This window comes from Streptococcus sp. 116-D4, from assembly GCF_009731465.1.
Taxonomy (GTDB): domain Bacteria; phylum Bacillota; class Bacilli; order Lactobacillales; family Streptococcaceae; genus Streptococcus; species Streptococcus pseudopneumoniae_E.
Map to the genome: position 1 here is coordinate 549,304 of NZ_AP021887.1, position 17,252 is coordinate 566,555.

Here is a 17,252-nt window from a genome sequence, read left to right on the forward strand (position 1 = left end):
GTAAATGATTAAACAATTAATTGCTGAAATTTATTGGAAGGAAATAAGAAAGGGAGAGAATTATTTATATGGTTCCCAAATTAAATTCCAAGAGGATTTAGTAAATTTTTACAATCTACGGTTCGCATCAGGAAAGCCCATCGTTATCTTTAAATCACGAACAAATTATCAAGGCGACCGCCATTCTCCTGATCTTCCTATTCTCATACAGGGAAAGAAATATCAAGTGGAGTATTTGATTGATTCAGTACCGGAACTATCCTTTTTCTTACAACTTGATTTTTTTAATCGTCAAGCTGAGCAAATTGAGTCTATCATATTGAGACAATCGGGAGAAAGTTTTATTTTCCCACAGGACACATTTACTTACACACTTACATTGATGAGTGCGGGATGTCAATCTGTTGCGTATCAAAAGATTATGATATATGACATTAATGAGGAAGGAGAAAAAGAATCAGTATTTCGTACTTGCGAGAATCGATATTTACGGGAGTTGCTTCCGAAAGATCTTGATTTAGTAAAGGACCTAGTGAAATATATTTAATGGATAGATGGAAAAAATTAAACAAAAAAAATCATTTATTAATACAATAAAATTACGTAGACTTCGACAAAAATTAGTGAAAATAAATGCATTAGAAGAATCAATGTCCCGCTTAAGCGATGAAGAACTTAAGAAGAAGACTGAAGAGTTCAAAAATCGCTTAAAGACAGGAGAAACACTGGATGATATTCTAATTGAGGCTTTTGCAGCGATTCGTGAAGCAGATCGCCGAATACTAGGCATGTTTCCATTTGATGTTCAAGTTTTAGGAGCTTTAGCCCTTCATGAAGGTACGATTGTTGAAATGAAAACAGGAGAAGGAAAGACTCTGACTGCTACCTTACCTCTTTATTTAAATGCTTTGGAGGGGAAGGGAACAATCCTTGTAACAACAAATGATTATCTTGCCAGACGTGATGCAATAGATATGGGTGAAGTTTATCGTTTTATGGGATTAACTGTTGGAGTAGGCGTTTTTGACGATGATGAAGAAGTAGATTCTAATCGGAAGAAAAAAATCTACTCTTCTGATATATTGTATACGACAAGCACTGCTCTTGGATTTGATTATTTGATAGATAATCTGGCAGGAAATGCAGAGGATAAATTTTTACGACCGTTTAACTATGTTATCGTTGATGAAGCGGATGCTGTTTTGTTAGATAGTGCACAGACACCACTTATTATCGCTGGATCACCCAGAGTTCAATCTAATCTTTATGATACAGCAGATCAATTTATTCGAACATTGAGAAAAGAGCAGGAGTTTAAATTTCTCAAAGATGAAAAAATTATCTTCTTAACTGATGAAGGCATTCGTTATGCAGAGAAATATTTTAATATTCCAAATCTCTATGGTGAAGAATATTTTGAGCTGAATAGACATATAAATTTGGCTCTTAGAGCGCATTATTTATTTAAAAAAGATATAGATTATGTTGTAACTGAGGATACTGTTGAGCTACTGGATAATCGTACAGGGCGAGTACTTGAAGGAACTCGTCTCCAGTCTGGAATTCACCAGGCTATTGAGACAAAAGAAAAAGTCAAAAAATCAAAGGACTCTCGTGCCATTGCTTCTGTAACGTACCAAAGTTTATTTAATATGTTTCCTAAACTATCAGGAATGACGGGGACGGGAAAAATTGCAGAGAATGAGCTGATTAGTACTTATGGGGTATCAGTAGTTGTTCTTCCAACTAACACACCTATACAAAGATTAGATTATTCAGATAAAATTTATACTACTTTACCCGAAAAATTATTTGCTACTCTTGAATTTGTTAAGGAAATCCACGAAAAACAACAACCGATTCTTTTAATTTCAGGAACAGTTGATATTGCGGAGATATACTCACGTATGTTATTACAAGAAAGGATTCCTCACAATGTTTTGACAGCAAAGAATATTGCTAAGGAAGCATTGATTATTGCTGAAGCAGGTCAAAAAGGCGCCGTTACAGTTGCTACTTCTCTAGCTGGGCGTGGTACAGATATTAAGTTAGGACAAGGTGTTGCAGAATTAGGCGGTTTAGCTGTCATTGGCACAGAAAGAATGCCAAATAGTAGAATTGATTGGCAGTTAAGAGGACGAGCTGGACGACAAGGGGATCCAGGTTTGAGTCAGTTTTTTGTATCCTTAGAAGATGAGTTGATTATGAATTATGCTAATAAAAGATTAAAAAAATACTTTGAAAAGCAAAATCATATAGATCGAGAGAATTATGGAAAGCCTTTAATTTCTAAACGTTTTTCTAGAATTGTAGCGCAAGCTCAACAGAAAAGCGAGGACAAGTCGGAATCTGCTCGTCAGAATACAATTAAATTTGATGAGAGCTTAAAATCACAACGTAAGAAAATATATCATTTAAGAGATCAGCTGATTTATGGTGAAGTAAAACTCAGAGATCGTTTAGATAAATTGATGCGTGAATATATTGAAATGTATATAGAAGATCATCGTTACATTGGATTAAACCAAAATGATTTAAAGAGATTTATTTTAGAGAATTTCACCTATCAAGTGAGATTCCTTCCAACAAGTCTAGACTTGGACAATAGTAAACAAGTGAAGGATTATTTATTTTATCTTTATCAATTAGAGATGGAACGTAAATCTAAGCAACTAAAAACAGATTCAAAAGTGGAAGAGTTTATTCGTTTATCAATACTACGAGCAATTGATGAATGTTGGATTCAACAAGTAGACCATTTACAACAACTGAAGACATTCGTATCAATGAGACAAATAGCCCAAAGGGATTCTATTAGTGAATACTTACGAGAATCCTTAGAATCTTATGAGGAAATGGGTAAAGAAGTGAAACAGGCCATTGTTAAAAATGTGATGCTAAGCACCATAGAAGGAAAGATAGACGATGGTTTATCAATTTATTTTGTATAAGAGGGAATAATGACAATCTATAGTATTAATTTAGGGATTGGCTGGGCAAGTAGCGGTGTTGAGTATGCTCAGGCATATAGAGCACAAATTTTAAGATCACTTGGAATACCTGCTAAATTTATTTTTACAAATATGTTTCAATCAGAAAATCTGGAGCATTTTACAAAAAACATCGGATTTGAAGATAGTGAAATAATATGGTTGTATGGCTATTTTACAGATGTTAAAATTGCTGGAACTACATATAAAAAAGAAGATTTGGAGGCTACTTTTTCACAACATCCTACAAAAAAAGAAGTGAGTTCTGATCGAAAACTTATTCGTTATTATTTTGAAAATCAAGAACTATATATTAATGCTTCCCTCCATGGAGAGAATCAGGAATATGTACAACGAGTAGAATATGTTGTGAAAGGAAAACTGATTCGTAAAGATTACTATAGCTATACAAAAGTATTTAGTGAATTTTATGCACCTGGAGAAAATGGGGTACAGCTCTGTAATCGTTCATTTTATAATGAAGATGGTAGTATTGCTTATGAAGAGCTTCTTTCTAATGAAAAGAGTACTTTTGTTTTTTCAAATAAAATTTGTTATGGGCTAGAAGAATTATTAGAGTTCATGCTTGAGGATCTTTCTTTGACAAAGTCTGATTTGATTTTACTTGATCGTGCGACGGGAATTGGACAAGTAGTATTTGAAAATATAGGGGCAGCGAAGTTAGCAGTAGTTATTCATGCAGAACATTTTAATGAAAAGAATACAGATGAATATAATATTCTCTGGAATAATTATTATGAATATCAATTTACTAATGCAAATAAAGTGAATGCATTTATAACGTCTACTGAAAGGCAAAAAATGCTTCTTGAGGAGCAATTCACACAATATACTTCTCTACATCCGAAGGTAGTAGCCATTCCAGTAGGAAGTTTAGAACAATTGAAGTTTCCTGAGCAATCTAGAAAACCTTTTTCAATAATGACAGGTTCACGTTTAGCAATAGAGAAACATATAGATTGGTTAATTGAGGGAGTAGCCTTAGCTCAGAAAAAACTACCTGAACTGACTTTTGATATATATGGTGAAGGAGGAGAGAGAAGAAAACTGACAGAGCTTTTAACTAAATTACATGCTGGGGAGTTTATTGAGTTAAAAGGCCATAAACAGCTTGATGAAATTTATCAGAATTATGAACTATATTTAACTGCTTCAACAAGTGAAGGGTTTGGTTTGACGTTAATGGAAGCAGTTGGCTCAGGACTTCCTATTATTGGTTTTGATGTGCCATATGGAAATCAAACATTTGTTTATTCTGGAGAAAATGGTCTATTAATTGAGCGTCCTAAAGGGGATGACCGTTCTCGTATTGCACAAGCTTTTGCAGATTCGATATATGAATATTTCACTAAGTTTAACAAAACTGATGCACAACAATATTCTTATCATATTGCAGAGGACTATAAGCATGAAAAATTAGTTGAAAGATGGAAAGATTTTATAGAAGAGGTTTTACATGATTAGGTTGTTTGAATGGCTAACACAAGAATCTTTGGATCTACATTATTCTCTTGAGGAATCTGGCATCCATGGAACCAGTGTGGTTTTAAATGATGATGGTTTTTTACCAGCAGGAATTATTTCACCTTATACTTTTTTTTGTGAAGTTGAAATGGATGGCGGAGCACTTTATTTCAATCAATTGGAAGTTCCTTCTCTTTGGCAGATAACAGGAACGAATATAGAAGGAGAAATTTGGAACCGTAGTTCTAAAAAGGGAGTTATTCATTATCATGAACCAAAATATTTGCGATTTGTCCAAAGTGTAGATTGGCTGTATCCAGATGGTTCGATTTATATGACAGATCACTATAATAAACATGGATGGATTTTTGCTAAGACTTATTTTTTTAGTGACCAGCAGGTGAGTCACAAAAAGTATTTTAATAAATCAGGTCAGGAAGTTTTATCAGAAAATATTTTAACAGGTGATATTCTTCTCAATTGGCAAGGTAAAGTTTATCATTTTACTAAAAAAGTAGATTTCTTTCTTTTTTATTTAAAAAAATCAGGTCTAGATTTATCTTCTATTTGGTATAATTCACTGGGAATGCCTTTCTTAATTTCATATTACTTGGGAGGTGAAGGAAGAGACATTTTATTCTGGCAAGAAAAACTTGCGGATCAGCTTCCAGGTAATATGCAAGTTATTTTTTCAGGAAGATCAAGCAGAACAAAGAAAGTAATAGTTCAAGATCAGTCGGTGTATAAAAAACTATTACACTTAGTGGAAGATGGGAAAAAAGAGATGATTAGTTTCTTAAACATTCTCTATCCTAAATTGAGAGAAAACTATTCTCGAAAAGAGATTCTAATTGTGACAAACTCTGATCAAATAGAAGGCTTAGAATTATTAACTGAGCAGCTCTCAGCTTATACTTTTCACATTGGTGCTTTAACGGGTATGTCGGAGAAATTACAAAATTTTGGTCAAAAAGAAAACGTACGACTCTATCCTAATATGTCACCTAAAACGATGTTGGATCTACTGGATCAATGTGATATCTATTTAGATATTAATCATGGGAATGAAGTTTTATCTATAGTACGACAAGCTTTTGAACGAAATCTTCTTATTTTAGCATACGACAATACTATTCATTCAGCGGCTTTTCATCATAAAAATGGTATTTTTAATCATAGTCAGCCTCACACATTATCTGATTGGTTATTGAATGTAGATGATTATTCACAGACGGTTTCGCGTTGGCGGTCAGACATACTCCCTATGACTTATGAAGATTATAAACAAATATTGTTTAGGAATGTAGATTAATGAAGGAGAAAAATAATGACAGATAGAAATAAACTATTAGATGAAGATATACATAAACGTATCAAAGAAATACGCTATGAGAAACCAGATGAGGTAAAAAATAGAAAATCTATTTTTTATATTATCGTGGTAGTATTAGTAACTCTTTCAGTTCTGTTATCATTGTTTAGATATTTATAATAAAAAGGCTCTTTTCTTGCATTTGTCAAGTATATCAAAGGCTTTAAGAAAAAAAAGAGATAAGACAGTAGCTATTCTGAGGTTACTGTCTTATCTCTTTTTTTACTTATTGATCCATAAAAGGGCATGCTAAAAAACATCTCATCTGGTATTTTTGAAACAAGGTGTTATAATACGGCTTAGATAGCCTTATCGATTTTGGGTCAAAGAGTAATCGTAAAGTTTGTTATGCGTAATGAGGGAATACATTGTTCGAATGAGACGATGTATAGAGGCAATCGCGTGTGGCTTGGTTGAAGCTATTGTCGATTGTCTTTTTCGTTTCTCATAAAAGTTGGCGATATGGCAGGGATTGGCATGACTAGCTGAAGCCATGTTATGAATGCACTCGAACAAGATTTTTCTGGCATAGAGATTACCTCGCTTAGTAATGTGTTCCTTGGCGAGAAAGTTCCCAGATTCATAGTGTCTCAGGTCAGTGCCAATAAAAGCGTTGATTTGCTTGGCAGACTAAAAGCGACGACTATCTCCCAATTTGCCAATGTAGATGTGGCTGTGTTTTCTGCGATGCCAGAAATTGACCGTAAGATGTCATACTCTGGTAAAGGCTGAGCTAGAGCTACCATGTCGTTTAAGACAACTTGTCTGCATTCAGAAAGACGAAGCCATTTAGACGAGTGGTTATTATTGCTAGAAAAAAGGATTGAAGGTCTTTTCGTGAGCAATAGTGGTAGCTGGACCATGCCCTGGATAGACATCATAGTTTGGTAGGGTGAAGAGTTGGGTCTGGATGCTATGAAGGAGTTGCTCCATGCTACCAGTCGGAAGATCAGTTCGTCCAATTGTTTCTCGAAATAGGGCATCTCCTGTCAAGACTAGATGAGCATCAGGAAAGACGATAGAAACACCACCGATAGAGTGCCCTGGTGTTGGCAAGACAGTGAAACGAAAGTCCTCCAGTTGGTATTCTTCGTGAAAGATAAAGGTGCGTTCAGCCGGTTTTGCGACCACATCTGCCATATCATCGTGGCGAGGGAGACCAGAGAGATTATCGACGGGAGTATAGAGCCAGCTGGCTTCACTCTCTGCGATATAGACAGGAGGATTGCCAAAAGTCTTGCGCACCAAGTCCAGACTCATGATATGGTCATAATGAGCGTGGGTCAATAGAATAGCACAGATCGGTTTGTTGATGTTCTCTATTGTCTGACGAATGGCGTCCCAATGACTACCAGGATCAACGACGATGAGGTACTTTTCGCCTTCCAAGTAATAGGTATTTTCATAAGCAACAGGATTCACGGTTTTATGGATTTTCATACTAACTCCAATCTCAAAGAATGTACTAATACTCTTCGAAAATCTCTTCAAACTGCGTCAACTTTATCTACAACCTCAAAGTAGTGCTTTAAGCAACCTGCGGCTAGTTTGTTCTTTGATTTTCATTGAGTATAAATTAAGTATAGCACAGTTAGGGAGAATAAGCATAAAAGGGAATAGTTCTAGAAAGAAGAACTAGATTTAGATAAAAAAATAAGCCCCGAATTAGTTCGAGGCTTAGACTGCTTTAATTTCCAGCATAATATTTTTGGATTCCCTTGACAATCCCTTCAACCAGTTTATCTTGATAGTCATTGTTGCGGATTTTTTGGTTTTCTTCTGGATTATCCATATAGCCCATCTCTAGCAAAACAGCTGGTTTAGCTGTTTCACGAAGAACGGCAAAGGTTGCTTGCAAAAGTCCGGCATCCCTAGCTCCAGTTTCAGCTAGCAGTGAAGAATGGATATCGGCTGCGAGACGATTACTTTCACTCATCCGTTCAGGATTGTTGTGCCAATCCTTGTTAATCTTGCTAGGGAAACCGGGTTCATCCTTGTAAGAATAGGTCTGAATACCCAGGTTAACGGTTGTATCATTCCCTTTTGCATTGAAATGAAGGCTGATGAAAAAGTCAGCATTGGTCTTGTTGACCATACGAGAACGCTCGGTAATAAAATCAACGTCTATATCACTATCTCGAGAGGTGAGAACGGTATAGCCGAGTCCTTCTAGACGTTTACGTAGCTTACGATAAACTTGTAGGTTCAATTCTTTTTCAGCTATACCATAGTAATAAGCCCCGCGATCCTTACCACCGTGTCCTGGATCGAGAAAAATAGTTTTAGAGTAATGTCCTTTTTGAAAACCTTGTGCTAATTCACGAACCCATTTTCCATTCCCTTGGAAGAGCTGGTTTTTACCATCCACAGCATAGGTTCCTGTGACATACACACCATCGTCCTTCAGGTAGTACCAAGCTTGATAGTCTGGGTCGTAGATCCATTCTTTGTGGGCCATGTAGCCACCAGATTTGAGGTAGTAGGAACCAATCCATTGTTTTTGGGCATAGCGTCCACCAGACTTGAGGTAAAACCAACTAAAGTAGCTTTGGTCGTAGACCCATTCCTTATCTGCCATAGCACCACTGGCTTTGAGGTAGTAATCGCCTTTCCAGACATTGGCCAACATTCTACCGTAGTCATCAAAAGCATACCACTTGCCATTGATTTGGCTCCACTGGTTGGATAAATATTTACCTGAACCATTGATATAGTACCAATTATTTCCCATTTGGTACCAGCTGTTTTCAAGCAAGTAGCCATGACTATCAAAGAAATAACCATCATAGAGAGTATCTGTAAATTTGACCCCAGTTTGACTATAAAAAGTCCACTTGTTCCCTTCTTTTACCCAGCCAGTCTGTAGAGGTTGATTGGGTTTGGTTTCCCTAGAAAGAGAAGGTTTGCTTTCTTGCTCACTTGAAGTAGCTGTACTTGACGAAGTTTCTGTATTAGCTTGAGAACTGCTAGCAGAAGTATTTGTAGAATTGCTTGTTGAGCTACTGGGTGAACTAGTCATAGGGGTAGTAGTAGAACGACTCGTATCATCAGCTAAAACGACTTGGTTTGTTAGTCCAAGAAAAGCCAAAGCTAAAAGTGTCAGTCTTTTGTGTGATTTCATCTTATTTGCCTTTCTAGAGAAATGAAATTTCAGTAATTATCGTAAAAAAACTGTTCTTATTACCATTATACACTAAAAAAGTTAGAAAATTACCAAAATATTAAACCTTATTTATTGAAAAAAGAAGAATGTGTTTTCATTTCCCTGACTTTTAGTGTAGCCTATATCAAAAAAGATAGATGAAAATCAGATAATTTTATTGTTTTAGTGTGAATCTTTTTTATCCTCCTTCCTAATAACTTGAATAAGCTTTAGAATCCTCTTTTTCTAGTTTTCATATCCTCAAAAAAGTGTTAAAATGGTAGGAAGAATGGGAGAGTTTGCATGCCAAAAGAAGAAATTTATTCAGGCGATGAAGTCGTCGCTTTAACGCAAAAATATTTATCGAAAGAAGATGTGGCTTTTGTCCATAAGGCCTTGGTCTATGCTGTGGAATGCCACAGTGGCCAGTATCGTAAATCTGGCGAACCCTACATTATCCACCCTATCCAAGTGGCAGGTATTTTAGCCAAACTCAAGCTGGATGCTGTAACGGTAGCTTGTGGTTTCTTGCATGATGTGGTGGAAGATACAGATGCGACCTTGGACGATTTGGAGAGAGAGTTTGGACCTGATGTGCGCGTGATTGTCGATGGCGTTACCAAACTTGGTAAGGTTGAGTACAAATCGATTGAGGAGCAATTAGCGGAAAATCACCGCAAGATGCTCATGGCCATGTCTGAGGACATCCGCGTTATCTTGGTCAAATTGTCTGACCGCTTGCACAATATGCGGACCCTGAAACATCTTCGAAAAGACAAGCAGGAGCGTATTTCCAAAGAAACCATGGAAATCTATGCCCCACTTGCCCACCGTTTGGGGATTTCGAGTGTCAAATGGGAGTTGGAAGACTTGTCTTTCCGTTATCTAAATCCAACGGAATTTTACAAGATTACCCATATGATGAAGGAAAAGCGCAGAGAGCGTGAGGCCTTGGTGGATGAGGTAGTCACAAAATTAGAGGAATATACGACGGATCGTCACTTGAAAGGGAAAATTTACGGTCGTCCCAAGCATATTTACTCGATTTTCCGCAAAATGCAGGATAAGAGAAAACGTTTTGAGGAGATCTATGACCTAATTGCCATCCGTTGTATCCTAGACACTCAGAGTGATGTCTATGCCATGTTGGGATATGTCCATGAGCTTTGGAAACCAATGCCTGGACGCTTTAAGGACTATATTGCCAACCGTAAGGCCAATGGTTACCAGTCTATCCATACGACCGTTTACGGACCAAAAGGCCCGATTGAGTTCCAGATTCGGACCAAGGAAATGCACGAGGTGGCTGAGTACGGGGTTGCGGCTCACTGGGCTTATAAGAAAGGCATCAAGGGGCAGGTTAACAGCAAGGAATCAGCCATTGGAATGAACTGGATCAAGGAAATGATGGAGCTCCAAGACCAGGCTGATGATGCCAAGGAATTTGTCGATTCAGTTAAGGAAAACTATCTGGCTGAGGAGATTTATGTCTTTACCCCAGATGGAGCTGTCCGTTCCCTTCCAAAAGATTCAGGACCGATTGACTTTGCTTATGAGATTCATACTAAAATTGGGGAAAAAGCAACAGGTGCCAAGGTTAATGGCCGCATGGTACCATTGACTACCAAGCTAAAAACAGGTGATCAGGTTGAAATCATCACCAATCCAAACTCATTTGGACCAAGCCGTGACTGGCTCAATATGGTCAAGACCAGCAAAGCCCGAAACAAGATTCGTCAATTCTTTAAGAACCAAGACAAAGAATTGTCCATCAATAAAGGTCGTGAATTGCTGATTAGTCAGCTCCAAGAAAATGGCTATGTGGCCAATAAATTCATGGACAAGCGCCACATGGACCAAGTTCTGCAAAAGACCAGCTACAAGACAGAAGAATCCCTCTTTGCGGCTATTGGTTTTGGAGAAATCGGTGCTATTACCGTCTTTAACCGTCTGACTGAAAAGGAACGCCGTGAAGAAGAACGTGCCAAGGCCAAGGCGGAGGCAGAAGAACTTGTCAAAGGTGGCGAGGTCAAGGTTGAGAACAAAGAAACCCTCAAGGTCAAGCATGAGGGTGGTGTGGTCATTGAAGGTGCTTCAGGTCTCCTCGTGCGGATTGCCAAGTGTTGTAATCCTGTTCCTGGTGACGATATTGTCGGTTACATTACCAAGGGTCGTGGTGTGGCTATTCACCGTGTGGACTGTATGAATCTGCGTGCCCAAGAAAACTACGAGCAACGTCTCCTTGATGTGGAGTGGGAAGACCAGTACTCTAGCTCAAATAAGGAGTATATGGCCCATATCGACATCTACGGCCTTAACCGTACAGGACTGTTGAACGATGTACTGCAAGTTCTTTCAAACACAACTAAGAATATCTCAACAGTCAACGCTCAACCAACCAAGGATATGAAGTTTGCGAATATCCATGTTTCCTTTGGAATTTCAAACCTTTCAATGCTGACCACTGTAGTTGATAAGATTAAGAGTGTACCAGAAGTCTACTCTGTCAAACGGACCAATGGTTAAGTTGGTTTGATATAATCAGAAAGGATTGCTATGAGAATTATCGTTCAGCGTGTCAAAAAAGCCCAAGTTAGCATTGAAGGTCAGGTGCAGGGAGAAATCAACCAAGGCCTTTTATTGCTGGTTGGTGTTGGACCAGAGGACCAAAAAGAAGATTTGGATTATGCAGTAAGAAAACTGGTCAATATGCGAATTTTTTCAGACGCAGAAGGCAAGATGAACCTGTCTGTCAAAGATATTGAAGGAGAAATTCTCTCTATTTCTCAGTTTACCCTCTTTGCGGATACTAAGAAAGGCAATCGTCCAGCCTTTACAGGTGCAGCTAAACCGGATATGGCAGAAACTTTGTATCAAGAATTTAACCAAGAACTAGCCAAGGAAGTGCCCGTTCAGACAGGCATCTTTGGAGCGGATATGCAGGTTGAGCTGGTCAATGATGGGCCAGTTACCATTATCCTCGATACTAAAAATAGATAAGAAAAACCGGCTCTTTGTCAACTGTAGTGGGTTGAAGTCAGCTAAGCTCGAGAAAGGACAAAATTCGTCCTTTCTTTTTTGATGTTCAGAGCTATAAAAATTCTTTTTTTGAAGTTTTCAAAGTTCCGAAATCCAAAGGCGTTTCGTTTGATAAGTTTGATGAGATTATTGGTCGCTTCCAATTTTGCGTTGGAATAAGGTAATTGAAGAGCGTTGATGATTTTCTCTTTGTTCTTTAGAAAGGTTTTAAAGACAGTCTGAAAAATAGGATGAACCTGCTTCAGATTGTCCTCAATGAGTCCGAAAAATTTCTCAGGGTCTTTGTTCTGAAAGTGAAAAAGCAAGAGCTGATAGATCTGATAGTGGTGTTTCAAGTCTTCTGAATAGCTCAAAAGCTTGTCTAGAATCTCTTTATTGGTCAAGTGAATACGAAAAGTAGGACGATAAAAACGTTTATCGCTGAGTTTTCGACTATCCTGTTGGATGAGCTTCCAGTAACGCTTGATAGCCTTGTATTCATGGGATTTTCGCTCAAACTGATTCATGATTTGGACACGCACACGACTCATAGCACGGCTGAGATGTTGGATAATATGGAAACGATCCAACACGATTTTAGCGTTTGGAAAAAGCTGTTTAGCCAAGTCATAGTAAGGACTAAACATATCCATCGTAATGATTTTCACTCGACATCGAACGACTCTATCATATTTAAGAAAGTGATTTCGAATGATAGCTTGTGTTCTGCCTTCAAGAACAGTGATGATATTGAGCTTATCAAAATCTTGAGCAATGAAACTCATCTTTCCCTTTGTAAAGGAGTACTCGTCCCATGACATAATTTCAGGAAGACGAGAAAAATCATGCTTAAAACGGAAGTCATTGAGCTTGCGAATGACAGTTGAAGTTGAAATGGACAGCTGATGAGCAATATCGGTCATAGAAGTTTTTTCAATCAGCTTCTGAGCAATTTTTTGGTTGATGATACGAGGGATTTGATGATTCTTCTTGACGAGAGAAGTCTCAGCAACCATCATTTTAGAGCACTGATAGCACTTAAAACGGCGTTTTCTAAGGAGAATTCTAGAAGGCATACCAGTTGTTTCGAGGTAAGGGATCTTAGACGGTTTTTGAAAGTCATATTTCTTCATTAGACTTCCACAATCAGGACAAGAAGGGGCCTCATAATCCAGCTTAGCGATAATTTCTTTGTGGGTATCCATATTGATGATATCTAGAATCTTGATGTTTGGGTCTTTAATATCGAGAAGTTTTGTGATAAAATGTAATTGTTCCATATGATTCTTTCTAATGATGGTTTGATCGCTTTTCATTATAGATGATATGGAACTTTTTTTCTACAACAAAATAGGCTCCATAATATCTATAGGGGATTTACCCACTACAAATATTATAGAGCCGAAAAACCAAGCTCACGGGCTTGGTTTTTCTTATCTATCATAAAATACTCCAAAATGCAATGGGTTCTTGATAAGCTTTTGGAAAGTCTCTTTTCAGGCTCTGGCTTATACGATAGGAAGGGATGAGATGTCCTAGGATGAGGAGAGTTCCCTGAAGGAAGAGTGGGACATCCCTTAAAAACAGCAAAGAGAGAATGAACAGGATATCCCATAGGAAAATTTGTAAGGCAAAGCGCCAGAATTTCGGTCTAATCTGGGAATAGAGTTGACTAAAGTGATCACAAAGTTGGTTGGAAAGATAGGTCAATAGCACAGGATGAAAGAAAATGAGCCAACCGCTATAAATCAAAATCCAGTCCCAAGTAAGCCCCTCTTTAAATGTCAAAAATGCCAGCATGATTCCATCAATGACAAGGAGTTGAGTGATTTTGATGTAGATGATTTTCTTCATGATAAAACCTCCCTCTTTTATCTATCTTCATTCTACTCCAAAAGAATGGAAGTTTCAACTGGAATGATAAAAAATTTTAGTAAGGAGATTCTGTTAGATTTCTTTATTGGATTTCCTTCTTATTATTCCACTTCTTCATCATTCCAGACAAATAAAGCTCCGATTGCATTGAGGATATAAAAGATGTATTTTCCGATATTGGCAAAATTTCCTTGAATGCCAGCCTTTGTCAGCTGAACGAAATTGTAAATCAACCAAAAGCCCCACTGAGTTGTTAGTTTCAATGCGTTCAAAGCGTTGGCAATGAGGGACAGTCCAAAGGCAATAGTTGTTACGTAGGCAAGGAGATTCATCTTACCTCCATAGCCAATATAGTTGGTCACAAAGGCAAAGAGGAAGGCGATGATGGAAATGATGATGGCCGCCAATTTTACCTGTTTTTGGCTCATTTGGTTGGGTTTGCCTTCTTGCGAAGCTTCCCATTTCTTAATCGCAAAGGTATAAATGAGGAAGGTGACGGGATAGGTAATGATGGCCGCCTTATTTCCAAGGATATAATCAATAGCACCGGACAAAATGGTATTAACAATACCAAAGTAATTTCCCCATTTGCTTAATTTTCCCGTGAAGCGAGTGGATAACATGGAAATCCCAACGTTGGTTACAGAAATCAATCCAAAGGGAATAAGGGCAGTCCATGGTCCCCAGTCTACGAATTTGTCGAGACGGGAGTTGAGGTAACCAGATGCAATCGCAATTCCAACGACTAAAGCAACTCCGAAAAGATCAAACCATTTAGATGTAGCAAAAATTTTTAGTGACTTTTTCATAGGTTAAACTATCTTTCTTTTTTTACAAACATTCTACAACTAAATGAGAGTAAAATCAAATGATAGAAATAAAACCCTGAAAATCAAGCTTTCAGGGTTGGTAGGGGACTTGAGAAATTAGTCGATTTTTTCGACATAGAGTTGTTTGGCAATGTCCATACTTACTTGGAAATCCTCGTTTTTACTGAGGATAGTGAAGGTATTGCTGAAGCCGTCAAACTGCTTGACTTGGAGCGAATCACCGATGTGAAGTGAGTGCTTGTCCAGATAATGGAGAATGTCGAAACTATCGTGAACTCGAGTCAGGCGGTAGGATCCAGTCTCTTTAATATCAGCTAGTGGTAGGTTGTTGATTTCAACCAAGAGTTCTCCCTTGGCAGGAATAGTTCCTCCGTGAGGGCAGGTCTTGGGGAACCCAAGTAATTTTTCTAGTCTCTCCACGAATAGTTCAGAGACAGTATGTTCCAATACCTCAGCTTCCTCGTGAATCTGGTCACTCGTATAGTCTAAATGATGAACTAGAAAAACTTCAATCAAGCGGTGTTTGCGATAGAGCTCAGAGACCAGTTTAAGGCCGAGGTTAGTCAGTAGATAGCCACATTCCTTGTCCTTTAGGATGAGATTTTCGCTCTGCATCCGTTTAATCATTTCAGTTACGGCAGGGGGGGAGACTTGCATACGAGCCGCAATTTCCTTATTGGTAATTTTATGCAAATCTAAGCCAATTTCATAAATACACTTTAGATAATCTTCTTTATTCGGGGTCATTCGTTTCCTCTTGTCTAATATCTTTATCTAGTATATCAAAAAAAGCTAGATTTCTCTAGCTGTGACTTTTTATGTTATACTTATTGCAAGAGAAAAAACGAGGAGATGGATATGACGAAAATAGCTCTTCTTTCAGATATTCATGGAAATACCACCGCCTTGGAGGCTGTTTTGGCAGATGCTCGGCAGCTAGGAGTGGATGAATACTGGCTTCTAGGAGATATTCTCATGCCAGGGACAGGGCGTAGAAGGATTTTGGACTTGTTGGCTCAACTACCGATTACGGCTAGAGTTTTGGGAAACTGGGAAGACAGTCTGTGGCATGGTGTCCGAAAGGAATTGGATAGTACTCGTCCCAGTCAACGCTATCTCTTGCGCCAGTGCCAGTATGTTTTAGAGGAAATTTCCCTAGAAGAAATTAAACTGCTCCACAATCAACCACTCCAGATTCATCGTCAGTTTGGGGATTTGACGGTGGGAATTAGCCATCATCTTCCTGATAAGAACTGGGGACGAGAGTTGATTCATCTGGGAAAACAAGAGGATTTTGATCGTCTTGTCACCAATCCGCCTTGCGATATTGCTGTTTATGGTCATATCCATCAGCAGTTGCTTCGTTACGGCACTGGTGGCCAATTGATTGTCAATCCGGGTTCGATTGGGCAACCTTTCTTTCTAGATGCCCAGTTGCGGAAGGACTTGCGGGCCCAGTATATGATTTTAGAGTTTGATGACAAGGGCTTGGTAGATATGGACTTCCGACGGGTGGATTACGATGTGGCAGCTGAATTACAGCTGGCTAAAGATCTCAAACTTCCTTATTTTGAGGTTTACTATGAAAGTCTGGTTAATGGTATCCATCATACTCATCATCAGGAATTTTTGAGAGAATTGGCTCAGAAAGAGGGTTATGACAGGGAATTAGATGCCTGGTTAAAAGGTGGTAATGATTGACATTACAACTAAAAAGGGTATAATAAAAGAAAAAGAAGAGTAGAGGCAGGCTAGCCTCGTAAAAAGGAGGAGAGGATGCAAATTCCAAGTAGATTTACCATTGCGACTCATATGCTGATAATCATTGCCCTCAAGGGGAAGGAAAGCAAGGTGACCAGTGATTTTCTGGCTACTAGTGTCGGGGTCAATCCTGTCATTATCAGAAAGACCTTGTCCCAGTTGAAGAAGGCGGAGCTGATTTCAGTCGCGCGTGGAACGGGCGGAACAGAGATTGTCAAGGATCTCAAAGATATTAGTCTATTAGATGTTTATCAAGCGGTTGAGTGTCTTGGTAAGACAGGTCAACTCTTTAGTTTCCATGATAATCCAAATCCAAATTGCCCTGTAGGAGCTCATATTCATGATGTTTTGGATCAAAAATTGGAGAGAATTCAGCTGGCTATGGAGGCAGAGCTTGGTCAGACCAGTCTAGAGCAAGTGGTAGCTGATGCAGAGAGTCAGATGAAGGAGTGAGAGGGATAGATGCCCTCTTTTTTCTTTGGCTAATTATGATAAAATGTACTCACAAAAGGAGGAAGAAATGCCTCTCGTTATAGGAATTGTATTAGCCTATATCCTGTAATTTTAGAGGGATAATAGAAGTTTGTGAAATCCAGTATTATTCTTATTATCCCTCATTTCAAGTTAATTTTATCTACATACCATCTGCTTTTATTCGGGAGTAAGTAGTGATCTGTGTCAAGATGAAATGGCTCTTCCTTGCTTTTTGTGTCCTACTATTAGTCATCATTTTGCTATCCAATAAAGGAATTCTTTTGTAGTTAAACTCTTTGAAGATC

At 38.2% G+C, this 17,252-nt stretch carries 15 protein-coding genes and 1 pseudogene; 9 read left to right on the plus strand and 7 right to left on the minus strand.

Annotation, left to right across the window (positions count from 1 at the left end):
* Positions 1-4: 4 nt before the first annotated feature.
* From asp3 to UKS_RS09700, 5 genes are read left to right on the plus strand one after another with little or no spacing between them, the layout of a single operon-like run.
* Positions 5-547, plus strand: a complete 543-nt coding sequence (gene asp3 / locus UKS_RS02845; protein WP_156011743.1) for an accessory Sec system protein Asp3 — start codon at positions 5-7, stop codon at positions 545-547.
* Between the two features lie 7 nt (positions 548-554).
* Positions 555-2,951, plus strand: coding sequence for an accessory Sec system translocase SecA2 (gene secA2, locus UKS_RS02850; RefSeq protein WP_156011744.1), 2,397 nt, complete (start codon positions 555-557; stop codon positions 2,949-2,951).
* 9 nt (positions 2,952-2,960) lie between these two features.
* On the plus strand, positions 2,961-4,475 hold the full coding sequence (gtfA, locus tag UKS_RS02855) for an accessory Sec system glycosyltransferase GtfA (protein WP_156011745.1): 1,515 nt from the start codon (positions 2,961-2,963) through the stop codon (positions 4,473-4,475).
* A complete protein-coding gene (gtfB, locus tag UKS_RS02860; RefSeq protein WP_049494879.1) occupies positions 4,468-5,787 on the plus strand; it encodes an accessory Sec system glycosylation chaperone GtfB in 1,320 nt (439 codons plus the stop codon). The genes gtfA and gtfB overlap by 8 nt, the downstream gene beginning before the upstream one ends.
* A gap of 15 nt (positions 5,788-5,802) precedes the next feature.
* Positions 5,803-5,967, plus strand: a complete 165-nt coding sequence (locus UKS_RS09700) for a hypothetical protein (protein WP_173020446.1) — start codon at positions 5,803-5,805, stop codon at positions 5,965-5,967.
* A 189-nt stretch (positions 5,968-6,156) separates the two neighbouring features.
* Here UKS_RS09700 and UKS_RS02865 read toward each other — a convergent pair.
* From UKS_RS02865 to UKS_RS02875, 3 genes and pseudogenes are all read right to left on the minus strand, one after another.
* A pseudogene (locus tag UKS_RS02865) lies at positions 6,157-6,635 on the minus strand (transposase); the annotation flags it as partial.
* Between the two features lie 22 nt (positions 6,636-6,657).
* Entirely contained in the window at positions 6,658-7,287 is a 630-nt protein-coding gene (locus tag UKS_RS02870) for an MBL fold metallo-hydrolase (RefSeq protein ID WP_049495005.1), read from the minus strand.
* Between the two features lie 247 nt (positions 7,288-7,534).
* On the minus strand, positions 7,535-8,968 hold the full coding sequence (locus UKS_RS02875; protein WP_156011746.1) for an N-acetylmuramoyl-L-alanine amidase: 1,434 nt from the start codon (positions 8,966-8,968) through the stop codon (positions 7,535-7,537).
* Between the two features lie 324 nt (positions 8,969-9,292).
* Between UKS_RS02875 and UKS_RS02880 the strand changes: the two genes are divergently transcribed.
* Together UKS_RS02880 and dtd are read left to right on the plus strand one after the other, a co-directional pair.
* Positions 9,293-11,515 (plus strand): RelA/SpoT family protein, encoded by a 2,223-nt coding sequence (locus tag UKS_RS02880; protein ID WP_156011747.1) that lies wholly within the window; start codon positions 9,293-9,295, stop codon positions 11,513-11,515.
* A 30-nt stretch (positions 11,516-11,545) separates the two neighbouring features.
* Positions 11,546-11,989 carry a D-aminoacyl-tRNA deacylase gene (gene dtd / locus UKS_RS02885; protein ID WP_156011748.1) on the plus strand — a complete coding sequence of 148 codons (444 nt, stop codon included), beginning with the start codon at positions 11,546-11,548 and terminating at the stop codon, positions 11,987-11,989.
* 41 nt (positions 11,990-12,030) lie between these two features.
* Here dtd and UKS_RS02890 read toward each other — a convergent pair whose 3' ends face one another.
* The 4 genes from UKS_RS02890 to UKS_RS02910 form a co-directional block, all read right to left on the minus strand.
* Entirely contained in the window at positions 12,031-13,287 is a 1,257-nt protein-coding gene (locus UKS_RS02890) for an ISL3 family transposase (protein ID WP_173020491.1), read from the minus strand.
* Positions 13,288-13,447: 160 nt separating this feature from the next.
* Positions 13,448-13,861 (minus strand): hypothetical protein, encoded by a 414-nt coding sequence (locus UKS_RS02895; protein ID WP_156011750.1) that lies wholly within the window; start codon positions 13,859-13,861, stop codon positions 13,448-13,450.
* Positions 13,862-13,983: 122 nt separating this feature from the next.
* Positions 13,984-14,691 carry a nicotinamide mononucleotide transporter gene (locus tag UKS_RS02900; RefSeq protein ID WP_156011751.1) on the minus strand — a complete coding sequence of 236 codons (708 nt, stop codon included), beginning with the start codon at positions 14,689-14,691 and terminating at the stop codon, positions 13,984-13,986.
* Between the two features lie 117 nt (positions 14,692-14,808).
* Positions 14,809-15,459, minus strand: a complete 651-nt coding sequence (locus tag UKS_RS02910; RefSeq protein WP_156011752.1) for a metal-dependent transcriptional regulator — start codon at positions 15,457-15,459, stop codon at positions 14,809-14,811.
* Positions 15,460-15,570: 111 nt separating this feature from the next.
* Between UKS_RS02910 and UKS_RS02915 the strand changes: the two genes are divergently transcribed.
* Positions 15,571-16,413 (plus strand): metallophosphoesterase family protein, encoded by an 843-nt coding sequence (locus UKS_RS02915; protein ID WP_173020447.1) that lies wholly within the window; start codon positions 15,571-15,573, stop codon positions 16,411-16,413.
* Positions 16,414-16,488: 75 nt separating this feature from the next.
* A complete protein-coding gene (locus UKS_RS02920; RefSeq protein WP_156011754.1) occupies positions 16,489-16,926 on the plus strand; it encodes an Rrf2 family transcriptional regulator in 438 nt (145 codons plus the stop codon).
* Positions 16,927-17,252 lie beyond the last annotated feature (326 nt).